A 19,686-nucleotide genomic window follows, 5' to 3' on the forward strand; every position below is an offset into this window, starting at 1 on the left:
TGCACGCGAGCGCCCATGGCATCCCACGATTACCTGAAGAAAATCCTCACCGCGCGCGTCTACGACGTCGCGATCGAGACGGAACTCGAATCCGCCCGCAACCTGTCGGCCCGGCTGCGCAACGCCGTTTACCTGAAGCGCGAGGACAACCAGCCGGTGTTCTCGTTCAAGCTGCGCGGCGCGTACAACAAGATGGCGCACATTCCGGCGGAAGCGCTCGCGCGCGGCGTGATTACGGCGTCGGCCGGCAATCACGCGCAGGGTGTCGCGTTCTCGGCGGCCCGGATGGGCGTCAAGGCCGTGATCGTCGTGCCGGTCACGACGCCGCAGGTGAAGGTCGATGCGGTGCGTGCGCACGGCGGCCCGAGCGTGGAGGTGATCCAGGCCGGCGAGTCGTACAGCGACGCGTATGCACACGCGGTCAAGGTGCAGGAAGAGCGCGGCCTCACGTTCGTCCACCCGTTCGACGATCCGTACGTGATCGCCGGCCAGGGCACGATCGCGATGGAAATCCTCCGCCAGCATCAGGGCCCGATCCACGCGATCTTCGTGCCGATCGGCGGCGGCGGGCTCGCGTCCGGCGTCGCGGCCTACGTGAAGGCGGTGCGCCCGGAGATCAAGGTGATCGGCGTGCAGGCCGAGGATTCGTGCGCGATGGCGCAATCGCTGGAAGCCGGCAAGCGTGTCGAGCTGAGCGAGGTCGGCCTGTTCGCGGACGGCACCGCCGTGAAGCTGGTCGGCGAAGAAACCTTCCGGCTCTGCAGCGAATACCTCGACGGCGTCGTGACGGTGAACACCGACGCACTGTGCGCGGCGATCAAGGACGTCTTCCAGGATACGCGCAGCGTGCTCGAGCCGTCCGGCGCGCTCGCGGTCGCGGGCGCGAAGCTCTACGCGGAACGCGAAGGCATCGAGAACCAGACGCTCGTCGCGGTCACGTCCGGCGCGAACATGAACTTCGACCGGATGCGCTTCGTCGCCGAGCGCGCGGAAGTGGGTGAAGCGCGCGAAGCCGTGTTCGCGGTCACGATCCCCGAGGAGCGCGGCAGCTTCAAGCGCTTCTGCTCGCTCGTCGGCGACCGCAACGTCACCGAGTTCAACTACCGGATCGCCGATGCGCAGGCCGCGCACATCTTCGTCGGCGTGCAGATCAAGCGCCGCGGCGAATCGGCCGAGATCGCCGCGAACTTCGAATCGCACGGCTTCCAGACCGTCGACCTGACGCACGACGAGCTGTCGAAGGAACACATCCGCTACATGGTGGGCGGCCGTTCGCCGCTCGCGCTCGACGAGCGCCTGTTCCGCTTCGAATTTCCGGAACGGCCGGGCGCGCTGATGAAGTTCCTGTCGTCGATGGCGCCGGACTGGAACATCAGCCTGTTCCACTACCGTAACCAGGGCGCGGACTACAGCTCGATCCTCGTCGGGCTGCAGGTGCCGCAGGCCGATCGCGCCGAATTCGAACGCTTCCTGGCGGCACTCGGGTATCCGTATGTCGAGGAGAGCGCCAACCCGGCTTACCGCCTCTTCCTGTCGTAAAGGCGTCACGCATGAATCCCGAACATTCCCCGCTCGGCAAGGCCACCGTCTACGCCGCCCAGTACGACGCGTCGCTGCTGTTCCCGATCCCGCGCGCCGGCGCGCGCGAACAGCTCGGCATCACGTCGGCGCTGCCGTTCTTCGGCACCGACATCTGGAACGCCTACGAACTGTCGTGGCTCAACGCGCGCGGCAAGCCGCAGATCGCCGTTGCGACGTTCTACGTGCCGGCCGAATCGCCGAACATCGTCGAATCGAAGTCGTTCAAGCTGTATCTCGGCTCGTTCGCGCAGACGAAGTTCGATTCGATCGACGCGGTGCGCGACGCGCTGAAGCGCGACGTGTCGGCGGCGTGCGGCGCGACCGTCTCCGTGCAGCTCGTGTCGCCGCACGATTTCGGCAAGCTCGAGATGGACGAGCTCGACGGGCTGTCGCTCGATCGGCTCGACCTCGACACCGACGTGTACGAACCCGATCCGTCGCTGCTGTCGGCCGCTGAAGACGAAGCGCCGGTCGAGGAAACGCTCGTGTCCGACCTGCTGCGCTCGAACTGCCCGGTCACCGGCCAGCCCGACTGGGGCAGCGTGCAGATCCACTACGTCGGGCCGCAGATCGATCACGCGGGCCTGCTGCGCTACATCATCTCGTTCCGCAACCACACGGGCTTTCACGAGCAGTGTGTCGAGCGGATCTTCCTCGACATCCTGCACGCGTGCAAACCGGTGAAGCTCGCGGTATATGCGCGCTATACGCGCCGCGGCGGGCTCGACATCAACCCGTTCCGCACCAACTACAACCAGCCGATGCCGGACAACGCGCGTAATGCGCGGCAGTGACGGCGGCGGGTAGCCGCCGCATGTCGCGGTCCGCAACACGCGACGGCAACCCCAAACGAAACAGCCCGGCCGGGTTCAACCGGCCGGGCTTTTTTTCATTGCGCGGAGAAGCGTGGACAGCCTGCTGTCACCGGCTCACCGGCCGCTCCGGGAGAATCTTCACCAGGCGCAACAGGTAGCCGTCGGGATCCTGCACCAGCATCTCGACCTGGCCATGCTCGATGTCGCCCTCCCGATACCAGGACGTGCGCGGCTCGACGAACGGCACCACGCCCGCGACGCGAATCCTGTCGAGGATGGGATCGAGCGCGTCGACCTCGATCTGAAAGTTGACCCCGCGCCCGAACGGCGGCTCCAGCGGGCCGGTCAGCCAGCTCTCCGGACTGTACCGCTCGAGCATCAGCTGGGCCCGCCCGATTTCAAGATAGGCGAACCCGTCTTCCGGACGCTCGAAGCGAATCCGGAATCCGAGCACGTCGCGATAGAAGCGAATGCTTCCGGCAAGGTCCGAGCAGATCAGCTCCGGCACCAGTGCAGCCCATTCCATGCATGTCCTCTCCGTACGGTCATGCGGCACATTACATGAACGGGCGGAATGCGTTGCGGCGGTTGCGACTACGGGCGCGCGAGCGCCGCCCGTCGATCGACCGGTGCCCGCACGTGACAAACGGGCCCGACGCACGTGAATGCGCCGGGCCCGTTGCGTAGCGGCTTGCCGCGGCGACGTTACTTCGCCGGCGCCTTGTACGCGATGCAGTCGACCTCGACCTTGCAGTCGATGACCATGCTCGACTGCACGCACGCGCGTGCCGGCGGATGCTCGCCGAAGTACGAAATGAACACCTTGTTGAACGATGCGAAATCGCGCGCGTCGTCGAGCCACACGCCGCAGCGCACGACGTGCTCGAGGCCGTAGCCGGCTTCCTTCAGGATCGCGATCACGTTCTCGATCGTCTGCTTCGACTGCGTGACGATGCCGCCTTCGACGACCTCGCCGTTCACCATCGGCGTCTGGCCCGACACGTACAGCCAGCCGTCGGCCTCGACCGCGCGTGCGAACGGCATCACCTGGCCGCCCGTGCCCTTCGCTTCGCCTACGCCATATCGCTTCATCGTTTCACTCCTTGTTTCGGTTACGGATGCGCGCACCGACGACGGCGCGCGCGGCAGATCGGACAACCACCGCGTTCAGAACGCGGCGTCGGCACTCGCCGGCACGCGCTCGCCGCGCGCGACGAAGCCGCCGGCGCGCTCGCCGGTCGGCTGGCCGTTTTCATAAGTGAGCACGCCGTTCACCCACACGGCGTCGATCCCGTGCGCGGGCTGCTGCGGCTTCTCGAACGTCGCGGCGTCGATCACGCTAGCCGGGTCGAACAGCACGAGATCCGCGTGGTAGCCCACGTGCACCTCGCCGCGCCGTGCGATCCCGTAGCGGCGCGCGGACAGCGACGTCATCTTGCGGATCGCCTCCTCGAGCGGCAGCAGGTTCGTGTCGCGCACGTAGTGGCCGAGCACGCGCGGGAACGCGCCCCACAGCCGCGGGTGCGGCAGCGGATCGTTCGGCAGGCCATCGGAGCCGACCATCGTCGCGGGATGCGACAGGATCCGGCGCACGTCATCCTCGGACATGTTGTGGTACACGGCGCCCGCCGGGCGGATGCGCTGCGCGGCTTCCTGCTCGGTCACGCCCCACTCGGCCGCGATCGCCTTCAGCAGCTTGCCCGCCACTTCCGGATGCGGCTCCGACCACGTGATCGTGATGTCGATGTCGCCCGTCACCTGCTTCAGGTCGAGCGTCGACGAGCTGCGGCTGTACGGATAGCAGTCGCAGCCGACCGGCTGGTAGCGGCGCGCGCCTTCGAGCGACGCGAGAACTTCGGTGCTGCGCCCCCAGTTCGACGGGCCCGCGCACTTCAGGTGCGAGATCACGACCGGCACGCGCGCATGGCGGCCGACCTGGTACGCCTCTTCCATCGCGTCGAGGATCGCGTCGAACTCGGTGCGCATGTGCGTGGTGTACAGCGCGCCCGCATTCGCGAGCGGCTCGGCGAGCGCCATCACCTCTTCGGTGGGCGCCGCGAACGCGGAGCCGTACGCGAGCCCCGACGACAGGCCGAGCGCGCCGTTCGCGAGCGCCTCCTCGAGCTGCGCGCGCATGCCGGCGATCTCGCCGTCGGTCGCCGCGCGGTCGAGGCGGTCCATCTGGTTGTTGCGCAGCGCCGTGTGGCCGACGAGCGCCGCGACGTTTACGGCCGGACGTGCGCCGTTCACGGCCGCGACGTAGTCGGCGAAAGTCGGGTACTGGAACGCACCGCGCTCGCCGAGCAGGTTCATCGGATCGGGCGGATCGCCCGCGAGCGTTACCGGCGACGCGCTGATCCCGCAGTTGCCGACGATCACGGTCGTCACACCCTGCGAGATCTTCGGGATCATCTCCGGTGCGCGGATCACGTGCGTGTCGTCGTGCGTGTGCACGTCGACGAAGCCCGGCGCGAGCGCGCGGCCGTTCGCATCGACGACGTTTTCGGCAAGCCAGTTCGACAGGTTGCCGATCGCCGCGATCAGGCCGTTGCGGATCGCGACGTCGCGCATGACGGGCGGCGCGCCGGTACCGTCGTAAAGCTGCGCGCCGACGATCAGCGTATCGGCGGCTTCGGGATGCGAATGCATGGTCAGTCTCCTACCGGTTGACGGTCTCCGCCGCCGCGGTGCGCATCGAGCGCGTGCTTGATACGGCGCAGCGATTCTCGGCCCGCATCGCCGAGCCGCAATGCGACTCCGGTGACGAGCACGTCGATCGCCATCATCATCGCGTAGCGCGATGTCGACGGCTTGTAAATGAAATCGGTTTCGAACGCGACGACCGGAATCAGGTGGTCGGCCAGCTTCGCGAGCGGCGAAGCCGGCGCGGTGATCGCGATCAGCTTCGCGCCGTAGCGCTTCGCGAGCCGGCAGCTCTCGAGCAGCTCGGGCACGCGGCCGCTCACCGACAGCGCGACGACGACGGTGTCGCGCGACAGCGTCGCGGCCACCATCCGCTGCAGCACGCTGTCCTGGTAGCTCGCGACCGGCCGGCCGAAGCGCACGAGCCGGAAGCGCAGCTCGTCGGCGAGCGCGGTCGAGCCGCCGCCCTGCCCGTACACGTAGGTCATCTTCGCGCCGGCGAGCAGGTCGGCCGCTGCCTCGAACGACGTATTGCGCAGCAACTGATGGTTGTGCGCGAGCGCCACGCGAATCTCGTCGTAGACCATCGACGCGGGGCTCGCGTCGGCGGCCGGTGCGTCGTCGGACGGCACCAGAAAGCGCTGGCCGACGGCCGCCGCCTGCGCGACGAGCACCTTCAGTTCGCGCACGTCGCGGCAGCCGACCGCTTTCGCGAAACGCGTGACCGTCGCGACGCTGACCTCCGCGTCGCGTGCCAGCGCACCGATGCTGGCATGCGCGGCGCGCGCGAGATCGGCGAGGATGAACGCGGCGACCTTGCGCTCGGCTTCGCGCAGCTCGGGCGCGCATTCGGCGATCCGCGCGACGATGTCGAGGACCGACGGAGCGGCCGGAGCCGGATGAAGCTCGGCCGCGAGCGGGGCGGACGGAGTGGCGGGCGTATTCATCTGCGGAAATGAGTTCGAAGCTCGATGTTACTAAATAACATCACCGCGCCGATGCTACTTTCTGTACCATCGGCGTGTCAACTTCAGTGCAATGCATAGTGATGATGGAGCGGGATGACATGAAAGTTACAAACTATCAGGAAGCGACGATCGATCCGTTCGGCAAGGGCCTCGGCAATCTGCCGAGCGCGAGCGTGCCGCTCGGCGAAGCAGGCCGCCTCGAGTGGAACCTGCTTGCGGAAGACGTCAGCCTGCCGGCCGCCGTGCTTTACGAAGATCGCATCGAACACAACCTGAACTGGATGCAGGCATTCGTGCAGAAGTACGGCGTCAAGTTTGCGCCGCACGGCAAGACGACGATGGCGCCGCAACTGTTCCGCCGCCAGCTCGACGCCGGCGCGTGGGGCATCACGCTCGCGACCGCGCACCAGACGCAGGCCGCGTATCACGGCGGCGTGCGCCGCGTGCTGCTCGCGAACCAGCTGGTCGGCCGCCAGAACATGACGATCATCGCCGGGCTGCTGTCCGATCCCGATTTCGAATTCTTCTGCCTCGTCGATTCGGCGGAGAGCGTCGACCAGCTCGGCCGCTTCTTCGGCGCGCTGAAGAAGCCGCTGAACGTGCTGCTCGAGCTCGGCGTGCCGGGCGGCCGCGCGGGCGTGCGCGATGCCGCGCAACGCGAGGCCGTGCTCGCCGCGATCGCGCGCTATCCGGACACGCTGAAGCTGGCCGGTATCGAACTCTACGAAGGCGTGCTGAAGGAAGAAGGCGAGATCCGCACGTTCCTGCAGGAAGCGGTCGCGCTCACGCGCGAGCTGGCCGAGGCCGGCCGCTTCGCGCGTACGCCGGCGATCCTGTCGGGCGCCGGTTCGGCGTGGTACGACGTGGTCGCGGAGGAATTCGCGAAGGCGTCGAACGCCGGCTTCGCGGAAGTCGTGCTGCGTCCGGGTTGCTACCTGACGCACGATGTCGGCATCTACAAGAAGGCGCAGACCGACGTGTTCGCGCGCAACCCGATCGCACGCACGATGGGCGAAGGGCTGCTGCCCGCGCTGCAGCTGTGGGCCTACGTGCAGTCGGTGCCGGAGGCAGATCGCGCGATCGTCGCGCTCGGCAAGCGCGACGCGGCATTCGACGCGGGGCTGCCGGAGCCGGCGCGCCACTTCCGCCCGGGCCGCGACACCGCGCCGCGCGACGTCGCCGCCGCCGAAGGCTGGGCCGTCACCGGGATGATGGACCAGCACGCGTACCTGCAGATCCCGCCGGGCGCGGACGTGAAAGTCGGCGACATGGTCGCGTTCGACATCTCGCACCCGTGCCTGACGTTCGACAAGTGGCGCCAGGTGCTCGTGCTCGATCCGCAGTTCAGCGTGACGGAAGTCGTCGAAACCTTCTTCTGACGCCCGTCGCACACATCGTGCCCGACCGCCCCGCCGCTCGCGCGGGGCGGCCGTCACGCGCGCTTCAAGCGGCCGGAGTACACTGCGCTTTCGTCCTCGGAGCCCCGGGCGGGCGTTGCACTTGCCTGTCGTGCGGGCCCTCAACGCAGCTCCACTGGAGAAAGCCATGGCCGCGAAGAAGATCCTGTTCCTGACCGGCGATTTCGCCGAAGACTACGAAACGATGGTGCCGTTCCAGGCGCTGCAGGCCGTCGGCCACCACGTCGACGCAGTCTGCCCGGGCAAGCGCGCGGGCGACAAGATCAAGACCGCGATCCACGATTTCGAGGGCGACCAGACCTACACCGAGAAGCCCGGCCACCAGTTCACGCTGAACGCGGCATTCGACGACGTCGACGCATCGCGCTACGACGCGCTCGCGATCGCGGGCGGCCGCGCCCCCGAATACCTGCGACTCGATCCGAAGGTGATCTCGCTCGTACGCGAGTTCGCCGAAGCCGGCAAGCCGATCGCCGCGATCTGCCATGCGGCGCAACTGCTCGCGGCCGCCGACGTGATCCGCGGCAAGCGCATCTCGGCCTACCCGGCCTGCGCGCCCGAGGTGAAGCTCGCGGGCGGCGAATACGCGGACATCCCGGTCGACGCGGCCGTGACCGACGCGCCGTTCGTCACCGCGCCCGCGTGGCCCGCGCATCCGGCGTGGCTGGCGCAGTTCCTCGTGCTGCTGGGCACGCGCATCGAGCTTTGAACCTGAAGTGAATTGAGATGAGATGAAGGGCCGGGCCGGCGGCGTGTTCGCGCCGCCCTGCCCCGTGCTTCAGCGTGCGGCCGGCGTCGAGCCGACGTCTGCGATCCGCGACTCCAGCATCGCCAGCGCGCCCGACAGCGCATTCAGCACGTCGTCCGGCAATTGCGCCATCGTCTGCTCGAGAAACGCCTTGCGGCGCGGCAGGCACGCATCGAACGCGGCGCGGCCGTCGTCCGTCAGCGTCACGTTGGTCACGCGATTGTCGCGTGCATCGGATTCACGCTGGATCCAGCCGAGCGCGTCGAGCGACTTCAACTGGCGCGTGAGCGCGCCCGGATCGACGCGCAGCACTTCGACGAGCTTCTTCTGCGACGAATGCCCGCCCATCGTGTGCAATGCGACCATGATCCGCCAGCGCGGCATCGGTTGCCCGACGTGCGCCTCGAACGCGGTCATGAACGCGCGATACGTGCGTCCGAATTGCTGCAAGATCGCGACGCGGTCCTGTTCTTCCATGCGCTCAGTTCTGTTCGTTCAATCGTTCAGTCGGCCGCGACATGCGGTTCGATCTTGTGCCGCAGCGCGATCGGCGGCACGCGGCGGCACTGCCACACCGACACCACGGCGACGACCGCCGCCATGGCGACGCCCAGGTGAATCGCGCCGACGAGCGATTCGCGGGCCGCTTCCAGCAGCAGCGCGCCATTATGCCCGGCGCGCGTCAGCTCCGCGACGAGACCGCCCTGCGCCGCGCGATCGATCAGGATCTGCGGATCGGCGAGCTGCGCATGCCACTGCATCGCATGGTCGGCCGACAGCGCATCGCGCACGCCGCCCGAATACATCTGGTTGACGAGCGTGCCGGTGAGCGCGGTGCCGACCATTCCGCCGACCATCCGCAGCGACTGCAGCAGCGCCGTCGCGATACCGAGATGCTCGCGGCCGGCCGTCTGCTGCGCGAAGACGGTGAGGTTCGGCAGCACGAAGCCGAGCCCGATGCCGCCCGCGACCATCAGCGCCATCAGCACCCACTTCGGCGTCGTGTGGGTCGACACGACGATGCCCGCACAAGTGATCGCGAACAGCACGAAACCGACGTGCAGCATCGCGTTCGGATTGCGGATGCGCGTGACGACCCGGCCGTTCATGATGCTGCCGATCGTGATGAACACGACGAGCGGCGTGATCACGAGCCCCGCCTCCTTCGGCGACATTCCGAACCCGCCCTGGAACAGCAGCGGCGCGTAGAACAGCAGCGAGAACATCGAGAAGCCGGCGAGGATCGCCAGCACGAAGAGCGCCGACAGCGCGCGGTTGCCGAACATGTCGAACGGCAAGATCGGCTGCGCGCAGCGCCGCTCCCAGTGCCACAGGCCGAAACCGGCCGCGACCGCGACGACGAGCAGCAGCGACGCCCAGCTCGCGACGCCGTACTTCGGCAGCCATTCGACGAACAGCTGCAGCGCGCCGAGCGACAGCGCGATCAGCAGCGCGCCCGGCCAGTCGAGCCGCATCTTGCGATCGTGCTCGACATGGCGCAGGTGCGGCAGGTAGCGCCACACGAACAGCAGCGACAGCAGGCCGACCGGCAAATTCACGTAGAACACCGAGCGCCAGCCGAACGACTGCGTCAGCACGCCGCCGAGCGACGGGCCGACCGCGTTCGCGATGCCGAACGCGGAGCTCATCAGCACCTGCCAGCGCAAGCGCACGACGGAATCGGGGAACAGGTCGGGAATGCACGCGAACGCGGTGCCGACCAGCATCCCGCCGCCGATCCCCTGCAGCCCGCGCGCGAGCACGAGCATCAGCATGTCGTTCGCCATCCCGCACAGCACCGACGCGCCGGTGAACACGACGATCGACGCGATGACGAACGGCTTGCGGCCGTAATAATCGCCGAGCCGGCCGAAGATCGGCACCGTGATCACGGAACTGAGCAGGTACGAGGTCGCAACCCATGCGTACAGGTCGAAACCGCGAAGCTCGGCAACGATGGTCGGCAACGCGGTGCCGACGACGGTCTGGTCGAGCGCGACCAGCATGGTGACAAATGAGATCCCGATCATCGCCAGCAGCGATTCGCGGAACGGCAGGACTTGCCCGCTCGAATGGTGGGCGGCAGTATGGACGGCCATTTTTTGTTGGCGCAACTTTTGACGAGTCAAACAATCTCAAAATTCTAGCACGCCGGAGTAATCTAGGCCGGTGACGGTCAAACCGGCTCAGACCGCCAAGGAGAAAGATGGAACCGATTTCAATCACCCCCGCGACCACACTGTCTCAGGAGGACCGGGACGCGCTGTGGCGCGCGAAGCAGGTGCTGGAAAGCCCGTCGCTGACGATGAAGCTGACGGGCATGCTCGGCGCGCCGGTCGAGAAAATGATCGCCCGGCTGCCGGATTTCGCGACCGGCAAGATCAACGACGCGACGCAGCTCGCGCTGCGCAAGTGCCTGAACATCGCGCTGCGCACGCTCGGCAAGCCGCCCGGGCCGGACGCCGAACCCGACAAGCCGAGCAACCTGCTGCACAAGCTCGCGGTTGCGACGACCGGCGCGGCGGGCGGTGCGTTCGGCTTTCTCGCGCTGCCGGTCGAGCTGCCGGTGACGACGACGCTGATCTTCCGCTCGGTGTGCGACATCGCGCGCAGCGAGGGGGAAGACCTGGGCTCGGTCGATACGCAGCTGCAATGCCTGGCCGTGCTCGGCATGGGCGGCAACCCGGACAAGCAGGAAGAGGACGCCGATTTCGGCTATTTCGTGCTGCGCGGTGCGCTCGCGCAGGCGATCTCGAAGGCGTCGTCCGACATCACGACGAAGGGCATCGCCGCGCACAGCTCGGCAGCCGTGTTCAAGCTCGTGCAGACGGTGGCGTCGCGCTTCTCGGTGCAGGTGACCGAGCAGATGGCCGCGAAGTCGATCCCGGCGATCGGCGCCGTGCTCGGCGCGACCGTCAATACGCTGTTCATCGACCACTTCCAGCAGATGGCGCACGGCCACTTCACCGTACGCCGGCTCGAGCGCAAGTACGGCTCGGTGGCCGTCAAAGCCGCCTATCAGGCGATCGACGCCTCGCCGGCGCGCTGAACCGCGCGTTCGACTGCGACGCGGCGCAGGAACGCGGCCGCGCGGTCGAGCGCGTCACGTGCCTCCGGCACCATCGGCGCGTACAGCTGCCACACGTGCGGCATGTCCGGCCACACCTCGATCTCCACCGCAACCCCGGCCGCCTTCGCCTTCTCGGCGACGCGGCGCGAATCGTCGAGCAGCACCTCGGTGCTGCCGACCTGGATATACAGCGGCGGCAGGCCCGCGAAATCCGCGTAGAGCGGCGATGCGTACGGGTTCGTGCCCGGCTCGTCACCCAGGTACAGCTTCGCGGCCTTCGCGAGCGCCGCGCCCGCGAACATCGGATCGGCGCCGTCGTTCGTGCGCAGCGTCGCGCCGGTGGCGGCCAGGTCGGTCCACGGCGAGAACAGGATCGCGCCGGCCGGCAGCGGCTCGCCGCGGTCGCGCAGCGCGACGAGCGTCGCGAGCGCGAGGCCGCCGCCCGCCGAATCGCCGCCGAGCACGATCGATTCGGGCGGCGTGCCGAGCGCCAGCAGTTGCCGGTACGCGGCCAGCGCATCGTCGAGCGCGGCCGGGAAGCGGTTCTCGGGCGCCAGCCGGTAGTCGAGCGAGAACGAGCGCACGCCCGCGCGCTTCGTCAAGCCGAACACGAGCGGACGGTGGGTCTTCGTCGAACAGAAGTAATAGCCGCCGCCATGGAAGTACAGCAGCGTGCGGCCGGGCCCACGGCCCGCAACCGAGTCGGTGCGCTCGAGCCATTCGCCGCGCAGCGGCGCGTCGCCCGGGCCATGGCACTGGCGCAATCGGTAGCCCGACGGCGCACGGCGCGGCACGATCATCCGCAGGTCGGTAAAGCGCCGTGCGCGGGCGGGATCGAGCACCTCGCGCGTGGTCTCGGGACGGAACTGCCAGCGCAGCAGCCAGCAGGCGAACTTGCTTTGCCAACTCATCGGACGCACTCCGTAATCACAGTGTGACGATGGTACGTGCGATCGCTTCCGCACCGCTCGACAGGTGCCTCTACATCAAACGCCGGCGCTCAGTTCGCCGGCATCACCTGGCCGCGGATCTCGCCGGCCGGGTGCTCCTTCGTATGGACGTTGAAGTACCACTTGCCGCCCATCAGGTCGGTGACCTGCGTGTCGGTGAGTTCCTTCGAGCCCTTGATCGGGCTCGCCAGGTCCTCCTTCGGAATCGGCACCTGCACGCCCGCGTTCTGGCCGACCGGCGCCGGCCCGTGGAAGTGCGCGGCGGTGGCCGGCCCCGTGAGGTGTTCGTAAGTGACCTTCCACTGCAGCATGTGCGTGGCCGTATCGTAGGTGGCCTCGACGTCGCCCGAGCCCTTGGTCGCCGTGGGCGGCACTTCACTCGACGGCTGGAGATTGGCGGACAGGCGCACCGTTTCGGCGGCGGCGCTGCCGGCGGCCAGCACGCCCGCGAGTAACGCGACCTGGAGCAAACGCAGCTTGAGCATGGACTCTCCTTGTACGACGTTGTACGCCGCCCGAGCGGGGGCGCCAGACATGATGGTAGTCGATCGCCGCCGGTCCGGGAGTCGACCGAACGGCCATGCAGCGAATCGCCGCACCGCGCCCGGCCGGCCCGCTCGCGCGGCGCACGGCGCGTCAGTCTGCATCAACCTGGAATGGACCTTTGCAGCCGGATGACTGAATCGGCGCGCGGCCTTTCGCTACACTTCGTCTCACAGTTGCTTGTTTCCTTCGTCCGAAGGAGTCTGCGAGTATTCACGCGGCCGCCCGGCCGCGTTTTTTTTGCGCACGCCGCCGTCGGATCCGGTTCACCCCGTATCAGGCACGACGAAGCGAGCGCACCGCTTCACGTCACGCGCGATAGCCCGGATCGATGCGATCGACCATCCGCTGCAGCGCGTCGAACGCGTCCTGCCCCGCGCCATGCTTCGGATCGAAATTCAGCGAATCGCGCACGCACCCCTCGAGCACCGACGGCGCGATCGGCAGCGCGTCGCCGATCGCATGCGTGGCGACCTGCACCTCACATGCGCGATTGAGCAGCCACATCAGCGAGAAGGTCTGCGCGAGCGTCGCGCCGATCGTCACGGGCCCATGGTTGCGCAACAGCAGCACCGGCCGCCCGCCGGCGCTCTCGACGATGCGCCGCCCCTCTTCGAGATGCACGGTGATGCCCTCGAAGTCGTGATAAGCGATCTTCCCGTACAGCTGCGCCGAATAAAAATTGGAGAACGACAGCCCGTCGCGCGAACAGCACACGGCCATCGTCGGCGTCGTGTGCACGTGCATCACGCAGTGCGCATCCGGCAGCGCCGCATGGATCGCGCTGTGGAACGTGAAACCGGCCGGATTGATCGGCCAGTCGGAATGACCGATCACGTTGCCGTCGATGTCGATCTTCACGAGGTTCGACGCGCACACCTCGCGGTAATGGAGCCCGAACGGATTGATCAGGAAATGCCCGTCCTCGCCCGGCACGCGCAGCGAGATATGGTTGTAGATCAGCTCGGTCCAGCCGAGATGATCGAAGATGCGGTAAGCCGCCGCGAGCTGCACGCGCGCCTGCCATTCGGCTTCGGAGAAACGGGCGGGACGCGTGAACGGCTGGTTCGGAACACGTTGCATGGGGGAACTCCGGTTGCGGGTGTGCGCGGCACGCGAGGCGCGGGCCGTACGCGGCACCGCCCTGCACGCCACATTAGTTGCGCACACAACCATATCACTCTTCCCCGCGCACCGGAAACGCGGGTTTAGCCGGAGCGCTTCCGTCCCCTTATAGCTGGTCGTCCACCGGCAGCAGCATGAACATGCCGGTCATCACGTTGCGCAGCAGCCCCGCATGCGGATCGACGTGATAGGTGGTCGGCTGGCCGTCGTCGATGCCCGTCCATTCGAGTTCGGGCGCCCCGCCGCCCGCCGGCGTCACGAGGCTCACGCGGTAGCTTTCATCCGGCCGGGTCACGCGCGCGAAGATCGTCGCGACCTGCTGCGCGAGCGCCGGGCTGTGAATCACGAGCGCCAGTTCGGTGTTCAGGTGCGCGGAACGCGGATCGAGGTTCATCGAGCCGATCACGAGGATCTTCCGGTCGATCACGTACGCCTTCGCGTGCAGGCTTGCCCGCGAGCGCGACCCGAACAGGCGCGCGCGCGGCTGGCCCGGCTGCGCCTTGAACTCGTACAGCTCGACACCGTGCCGCAGCAACGGCGCGCGATACGGACCGTAGCCGGCCTGCACGGCGACCGCGTCGGTCGCGGCGAGCGAATTCGTCAGGATCGCGACGCGCACACCGCGCGCGGTCGCCTCGCCGAGGATCTTCACGCCGGCGTCATGCGGCACGAAATACGGCGAGAACGCGAGGAATTCCTGCTGCGCCCCGCGCGTGAGTTCCGCCAGGCGCTGCATCGGCGGGCTCACGTACGCGTCGGTCGGCCGCGCGACCTTGTCGGGCGCGTCGACCTTGAACTCGGCCGGCGCCCACACGAGCGCGAGCTCGTCGCGCGCAATCTGCTGCGCGAGCGGCGTCGCGTTCAGCGGCTTCGCGTTGTATGGATCGGCATTCGTGCGCCAGTGGGCGCGCAGCTCGTCGCGCGTCGCGTCGAGGTCCTTCGGATCGAACGACTGGTGGTTCAGCACACGCAGCGGATAGCTGCTCGCGCTCGACCAGTACGTGTCGAAGCTCGCCGAGACGTCGTTCGTCACGGGGCCGGCGGCCAGCACGTCGAGATCGCGGAACTGCAGCGTCGGACTCGCGTTGAAGTATTCGTCGCCGAGATTGCGGCCGCCGACGATCGCGATCTGGTTGTCCGCGATCATCGCCTTGTTGTGCATCCGGCGCGTGAAGCTGTCGATGCGCGTGAAGAAATTGGCCGTGCGCTCGACCATGCGCTGCTGCGACGCGCCGAACGGGTTGAACACACGGATCTCGATGTTCGGATGCGTGTTCAGCGCGGCCATGATGCGATCGATGTCGCGGAAATTCAGGTCGTCGACCAGCATCCGCACCCGCACGCCGCGATCGGCCGCGTACAGCGCCGCGGCGAGCAGCAGCTTGCCGGTCGTGTCCTCGGTCGCGATGTAGTACTGCATGTCGAGCGTCTTCGTCGCGGCGCGTGCGAGCGCGATGCGCATCTGCAGCGCCTCGGCACCTTCCGGCAGCAGCCGGAAACCGGACTGGCCCGGATGCGCGGCCTCGGGCGCGGCCAGCGCATCGCGCAGCGGCGTCGCGGTATCGGGCGGCAACGCGTGGGAGACCGGGCGATCGAGCGTGGTGGCGGGCGGATGCGTCGCGCACGCGGCGACGAGCGACAGCAGCACACCGACGGCCAGTGCGCGGGCCGGGCGGCATGCGGCGCGCCACGACAGCGCGGCCGGTGCGCGCCGGATCAAAGAGGTGAACACGGAAACTTCCTCGACTTGCGGAACAAAAGGCCCGCATGCGCCGCGGCGCGCGGCTGGCGCGCGGTTCCGGCCGATTCTAGTGGGCGCCCGATGAACCGGTCAATCGCGCGGGCGACACCCGCACTGTCGAACCGCAGGCGTGCCGCCGACTGCCGGGCGTCGATACCCCGCCGCGCCGGAGGCGGCCGCTGGACGGGGCACGCGCGATAGCGGTCCAACCAATCAGGCACCATCGCCGCTGCGCTCGAAATGGCTGCGCACGTAGTCGATGTGCGTCTGCATCGCGGTGCGCGCCTCCTCCGGCCGTTGCGCGCAGATCGCGTCGCACACGACGCGGTGCTGCTGCAACAACAGCTCGGACGCCTGCTCGTCATGCGTCGTCATGCCCGCCACGTTGATCGAGATGTGCTCGCGCAGCATCCCGATCACGCTCGTATGCAGGTGCAGGAACATCGTGTTGTGCGACGCGAGCGCGATCGCCTCGTGCAGCTTCGCGTCGGTCGCGGCTTCGACGGCCGCGGCGCCGTTCGCGTGCGCGGCTTCGAGCTCGCGCAGCAGCGCACGGATCCGGCGCCGGTCGTTCGCATCGGCGCGCAGCGCGGCGAAATAGGCGGTCGCGCCTTCGAGCACGCGGCGGAACTCGAGGATGTCGTCGCGCAGCGCCGGATGATCGGCGACCAGCTGGCCCCAGGGTGATGCGATGCCGGCACGCAACTGGTCAGTCACGTAGACGCCCGCGCCGCGCCGGCTCTGCAGCAGCCCGCGCGCGACGAGCCGCTGGGTCGCCTCGCGCACCGTATTGCGCGCAACGCCGTATTCCTGCGCGAGCACGCGCTCGGCCGGCAGGCGTGCGCCGGCGGGCCAGGTGCCGTCGAGCAGCGCCGTCTCGATCTTGCGCATCACCACTTCGGTCCGGCCCCGTGCCGTCATCGCTGCCATCGTCGCGTCTCCCTGCGGAATGCCTGTCACGCCGATTGGCCCAACCAATTTGAGCTGCGGCGCCGTCGCGGGAATTATGCAGCGAAATCGTCGTCCCGCATCCGCATGCAGCGGCCGTCGAATTTGGAGCGAGACATGAACGAAAGGCAGTACCCCGCCGCCGCCGCCGCGCACGTCTATCTGTTCGCGACCTGCCTGGTCGACCTGTTCGTCCCCGAAGCCGGGCTCGACGCGGTCCGCCTGCTGGAACGCGAAGGCCTGACCGTCCACTATCCGCGCGGCCAGAGCTGCTGCGGGCAGCCGGCCTACAGCAGCGGCAATCCCGACGAAGCGCGCCGCGTCGCGGCCGCTCAGCTCGACCTGTTCGCCGAACCGTGGCCCGTGATCGTGCCGTCCGGCTCGTGCGGCGGCATGATCCGGCACCATTGGCCGGCGCTGTTTGCCGACGACCCCGTCCACGGCCCCAAGGCCCGTGCGATCGCGGAACGGACCTACGAACTCACCGAATTCCTCGTCCACGTGCTCGACGTGCGGCTCGATGCACTCGCCGCGCCGGCCGGCGCCGACGAGCGCGTGGTGCTGCACACGTCATGCGCAGCCCGCCGCGAGATGGGCACGCGTGTACACGGCGTCGCGCTCGTCGACGCACTGCCGGGCGTGACGCGCATCGAACACGAACGCGAATCCGAATGCTGCGGCTTCGGCGGGACGTTCTCGCTGAAGCATCCCGACATCTCCGGCGCGATGGTGCGCGACAAGGTTGCGTCGGCCTGCGCGACGGGCTGCGACCGGCTCGTGTCCGCCGACTGCGGCTGCCTGCTGAACATCGGCCACGCGGCCGACAAGTCCGGCGCGGCGCTGCCGGTCGAGCACCTCGCCAGCTTCCTGTGGCGGCGCACGGCAGGCGCCGCATCGCTGCGCGGAGACAAGCCATGAGCGCGCGCGACGCAATCCTCCAGCGGCTGCGCGCGGCCGCCCCGGGTGTGGCGGCCGCGGCCGCCCCCGCACTCGACGCGCGCATCGACACGCATTACGACACGCGCCGCGCGCAGAACGAGGCCGCGCACGATCCACACACGCTGGCCGTCACGATGCAGGCCGCGCTCACCGCGTCGCACGCGGACGTCTGGCGCGCGACCGGCGACGAATGGCCCGCGCAACTCGCCGCGCGGCTCGCCGAGGCCGGCGTGCGCCGCCTGCTGCTCGACCCGGCCCGCGCCGAATCCGCCGCGCTCGCCCGCGCGCTGCCCGACGCGGTCGCGCCGGTACCGTTCGACCGGCCGATCGACGCGTGGAAAACCGAACTGTTCGACACGATCGACGCGGGTTTCACCGTTGCGCGCTCGGGCATCGCGGCCACCGGCACCATCGTGCTCGCACCCGATGCCGGCACGCCGCGCACGGTGTCGCTCGTGCCGCCGCTGCACGTCGCGCTCGTCCACGCGAGCACGCTGCATCCCGACCTGCATGCGGCCGTGCACGCGGAGCGCTGGCAGGCCGGCATGCCGACCAACCTCGTGCTGGTGTCGGGCCCGTCGAAGACCTCCGACATCCAGCAGACGCTCGCCTATGGCGCGCATGGCCCGCGCCGCCTGTGGGTCGTGATCGTCACCGGTACGGCAGCCGGCCGCGCGGCCACCACCGTCAGCGAGGACATCCCGCGATGAGCGACCACACGCTGCAATTCGTCGCCCCCGGCGACTTCAAGACCCGCGCGCGCGCTGCGCTCGACGATCCCGCGCTGCGCAAGAGCTTTCGCGGCGCGATGGACTTCCTGCAGGGCAAGCGCGCAACGCAGTTCCCCGACGACGACGAGCTGCAGCAACTGCGCGACCTCGGCGAAGCGGTGCGCCAGCATGCGCTCGCGCAGTTGCCCGCGCTGCTCGAACGGCTGGAGACGAAGCTCACCGAAGCCGGCGTGAACGTGCACTGGGCCGAGACGGCGGCCGACGCGAACGCAATCGTGCTCGGCATCGCGCAGGCGAAGAAGGCGCGCCGCGTGATCAAGGGCAAGTCGATGGCGAGCGAGGAAATCGAGCTGAACCACTCCCTCGCGGAGCACGGCGTCGATTGCATCGAATCCGACATGGGCGAATTCATCGTGCAGCTCGCGGGCGAGAAGCCGTCGCATATCGTGATGCCGGCGATCCACAAGACGCGCGGCGACATCGCCGAGCTGTTCGAGGAACACATCCCCGGCACGCGCTACACGGAGGACGTCGACGAGCTGATCCAGACCGGCCGGCGCGCGCTGCGCCGCGCGTTCACGGAAGCCGACATCGGCCTGTCGGGCGTGAACTTCGCGGCGGCCGACACCGGCACGCTGTGGCTCGTCGAGAACGAAGGCAACGGCCGGCTGTCGACGACGGTACCCGACACGCACGTCGCGATCATGGGGATCGAGAAGGTCGTCGAAAAGCTCGAGCACATCGTGCCGCTGTCGAGCCTGCTCACGCGTTCGGCCACCGGCCAGGCGATCACGACCTACTTCAACCTGATCTCGGGCCCGCGCCGCGACGGCGAACGCGACGGCCCGCGCGAGCTGCATCTCGTGCTGCTCGACAACGGCCGCACGCAGGCCTACGCGGACGAGCAGCTGCGCGCGACGCTGCAGTGCATCCGCTGCGGGGCGTGCATGAACCACTGCCCCGTCTATACGCGCATCGGTGGTCACGCCTACGGCACGACCTACCCGGGCCCGATCGGCAAGATCATCTCGCCGCACCTGCTCGGCCTCGACGCGACGGCCGACCTGCCGACCGCATCGACGCTGTGCGGCGCGTGCGGCGAGGTGTGCCCGGTGCGAATTCCGATCCCGCAACTGCTCGTGCGGCTGCGCACCGAAGCGAACCGCAAGCCCGACGAACCCGTCGCGCACCCGCTGCGCGGCCAGGGCGCGAACTACAACCGCGCGGAAGACCTCGTGTGGCGCTTCTGGTCGGGCGCGTTTGCGCATCCGCGCGCATATCGCGCGTTCCGCTGGACCGCCACGCGGCTGCGTGCGCTGACGCCCGCCAAACAGATGGGCTGGACGCAGCACCGCACGCCGCTCGAGCCGGCGCCGCGCAGCCTGTCCGACCTGCTGCGCGCACGCGGCCAGCCCGAATAGCCGTTTCGTTTCTCAAGCCGTATCGACAAAAACCTATGGAGGAGA

General features: G+C 68.4%; 19 protein-coding genes. 8 read left to right on the plus strand and 11 right to left on the minus strand.

Translation table 11 applies throughout. The features are described from left to right. The first annotated feature begins 15 nt into the window (after positions 1-15). Together ilvA and queF are read left to right on the plus strand one after the other, a co-directional pair. Positions 16-1,539 carry a threonine ammonia-lyase, biosynthetic gene (gene ilvA / locus FFS49_RS23630; protein WP_071335066.1) on the plus strand — a complete coding sequence of 508 codons (1,524 nt, stop codon included), beginning with the start codon at positions 16-18 and terminating at the stop codon, positions 1,537-1,539. 11 nt (positions 1,540-1,550) lie between these two features. Next, positions 1,551-2,375, plus strand: coding sequence for an NADPH-dependent 7-cyano-7-deazaguanine reductase QueF (queF, locus tag FFS49_RS23635; RefSeq protein ID WP_047852210.1), 825 nt, complete (start codon positions 1,551-1,553; stop codon positions 2,373-2,375). Positions 2,376-2,502: 127 nt separating this feature from the next. On the opposite strand, the gene FFS49_RS23640 is transcribed toward queF, so the two are convergent. The 4 genes from FFS49_RS23640 to FFS49_RS23655 form a co-directional block, all read right to left on the minus strand. Continuing rightward, positions 2,503-2,922, minus strand: coding sequence for a VOC family protein (locus FFS49_RS23640; protein ID WP_105815048.1), 420 nt, complete (start codon positions 2,920-2,922; stop codon positions 2,503-2,505). 179 nt (positions 2,923-3,101) lie between these two features. Further along, a complete protein-coding gene (locus FFS49_RS23645) occupies positions 3,102-3,488 on the minus strand; it encodes a RidA family protein (RefSeq protein ID WP_011353171.1) in 387 nt (128 codons plus the stop codon). Positions 3,489-3,563: 75 nt separating this feature from the next. Further along, positions 3,564-5,045, minus strand: a complete 1,482-nt coding sequence (locus FFS49_RS23650; RefSeq protein ID WP_105815049.1) for a D-aminoacylase — start codon at positions 5,043-5,045, stop codon at positions 3,564-3,566. Positions 5,046-5,047: 2 nt separating this feature from the next. Continuing rightward, complete coding sequence (locus tag FFS49_RS23655) at positions 5,048-5,986, minus strand: MurR/RpiR family transcriptional regulator (protein WP_105815050.1); 939 nt, start codon at positions 5,984-5,986, stop codon at positions 5,048-5,050. 119 nt (positions 5,987-6,105) lie between these two features. Between FFS49_RS23655 and FFS49_RS23660 the strand changes: the two genes are divergently transcribed. Further along, positions 6,106-7,386, plus strand: coding sequence for an amino acid deaminase (locus FFS49_RS23660; protein ID WP_047852214.1), 1,281 nt, complete (start codon positions 6,106-6,108; stop codon positions 7,384-7,386). A gap of 166 nt (positions 7,387-7,552) precedes the next feature. Beyond that, positions 7,553-8,134, plus strand: coding sequence for a DJ-1/PfpI family protein (locus FFS49_RS23665; RefSeq protein WP_039360134.1), 582 nt, complete (start codon positions 7,553-7,555; stop codon positions 8,132-8,134). 69 nt (positions 8,135-8,203) lie between these two features. On the opposite strand, the gene FFS49_RS23670 is transcribed toward FFS49_RS23665, so the two are convergent. Together FFS49_RS23670 and FFS49_RS23675 are read right to left on the minus strand one after the other, a co-directional pair. Then, a complete protein-coding gene (locus FFS49_RS23670; RefSeq protein ID WP_039360135.1) occupies positions 8,204-8,650 on the minus strand; it encodes a MarR family transcriptional regulator in 447 nt (148 codons plus the stop codon). A gap of 26 nt (positions 8,651-8,676) precedes the next feature. Further along, positions 8,677-10,272, minus strand: coding sequence for an MDR family MFS transporter (locus FFS49_RS23675; protein WP_105815051.1), 1,596 nt, complete (start codon positions 10,270-10,272; stop codon positions 8,677-8,679). Positions 10,273-10,379: 107 nt separating this feature from the next. Between FFS49_RS23675 and FFS49_RS23680 the strand changes: the two genes are divergently transcribed. Beyond that, positions 10,380-11,222 (plus strand): EcsC family protein, encoded by an 843-nt coding sequence (locus FFS49_RS23680; protein ID WP_039360141.1) that lies wholly within the window; start codon positions 10,380-10,382, stop codon positions 11,220-11,222. On the opposite strand, the gene FFS49_RS23685 is transcribed toward FFS49_RS23680, so the two are convergent. From FFS49_RS23685 to FFS49_RS23705, 5 genes are all read right to left on the minus strand, one after another. Then, positions 11,192-12,154, minus strand: a complete 963-nt coding sequence (locus FFS49_RS23685; RefSeq protein ID WP_105815052.1) for an alpha/beta hydrolase — start codon at positions 12,152-12,154, stop codon at positions 11,192-11,194. The two genes, FFS49_RS23680 and FFS49_RS23685, sit on opposite strands and share 31 nt — an antisense overlap. Before the next feature lie 89 nt (positions 12,155-12,243). Next, a complete protein-coding gene (locus tag FFS49_RS23690; RefSeq protein WP_071335075.1) occupies positions 12,244-12,678 on the minus strand; it encodes a CHRD domain-containing protein in 435 nt (144 codons plus the stop codon). Between the two features lie 367 nt (positions 12,679-13,045). Further along, the gene (locus FFS49_RS23695; RefSeq protein WP_105815053.1) at positions 13,046-13,819 is read right to left on the minus strand and encodes a class II aldolase/adducin family protein; all 774 of its coding nucleotides are present in this window, start codon (positions 13,817-13,819) and stop codon (positions 13,046-13,048) included. Between the two features lie 148 nt (positions 13,820-13,967). After that, the gene (locus tag FFS49_RS23700; protein ID WP_224755820.1) at positions 13,968-15,557 is read right to left on the minus strand and encodes a phospholipase D family protein; all 1,590 of its coding nucleotides are present in this window, start codon (positions 15,555-15,557) and stop codon (positions 13,968-13,970) included. A 258-nt stretch (positions 15,558-15,815) separates the two neighbouring features. Further along, the gene (locus tag FFS49_RS23705; protein WP_105815055.1) at positions 15,816-16,532 is read right to left on the minus strand and encodes a FadR/GntR family transcriptional regulator; all 717 of its coding nucleotides are present in this window, start codon (positions 16,530-16,532) and stop codon (positions 15,816-15,818) included. A 135-nt stretch (positions 16,533-16,667) separates the two neighbouring features. On the opposite strand from FFS49_RS23705, the gene FFS49_RS23710 reads away from it, so the two are divergent. The 3 genes from FFS49_RS23710 to FFS49_RS23720 are packed head-to-tail and all read left to right on the plus strand — an operon-like array spanning position 16,668 to position 19,641. Then, the gene (locus FFS49_RS23710) at positions 16,668-17,468 is read left to right on the plus strand and encodes a (Fe-S)-binding protein (protein WP_105815056.1); all 801 of its coding nucleotides are present in this window, start codon (positions 16,668-16,670) and stop codon (positions 17,466-17,468) included. Then, positions 17,465-18,199 (plus strand): lactate utilization protein C, encoded by a 735-nt coding sequence (locus tag FFS49_RS23715; protein WP_105815057.1) that lies wholly within the window; start codon positions 17,465-17,467, stop codon positions 18,197-18,199. Before FFS49_RS23710 ends, FFS49_RS23715 begins: the two co-directional genes overlap by 4 nt. Next, positions 18,196-19,641, plus strand: a complete 1,446-nt coding sequence (locus FFS49_RS23720; RefSeq protein WP_071335081.1) for a LutB/LldF family L-lactate oxidation iron-sulfur protein — start codon at positions 18,196-18,198, stop codon at positions 19,639-19,641. Before FFS49_RS23715 ends, FFS49_RS23720 begins: the two co-directional genes overlap by 4 nt. Positions 19,642-19,686: the final 45 nt, after the last annotated feature.

This window comes from Burkholderia sp. 4NA327C6, from assembly GCF_005502655.1.
Taxonomy (GTDB): Bacteria; Pseudomonadota; Gammaproteobacteria; order Burkholderiales; family Burkholderiaceae; genus Burkholderia; species Burkholderia contaminans.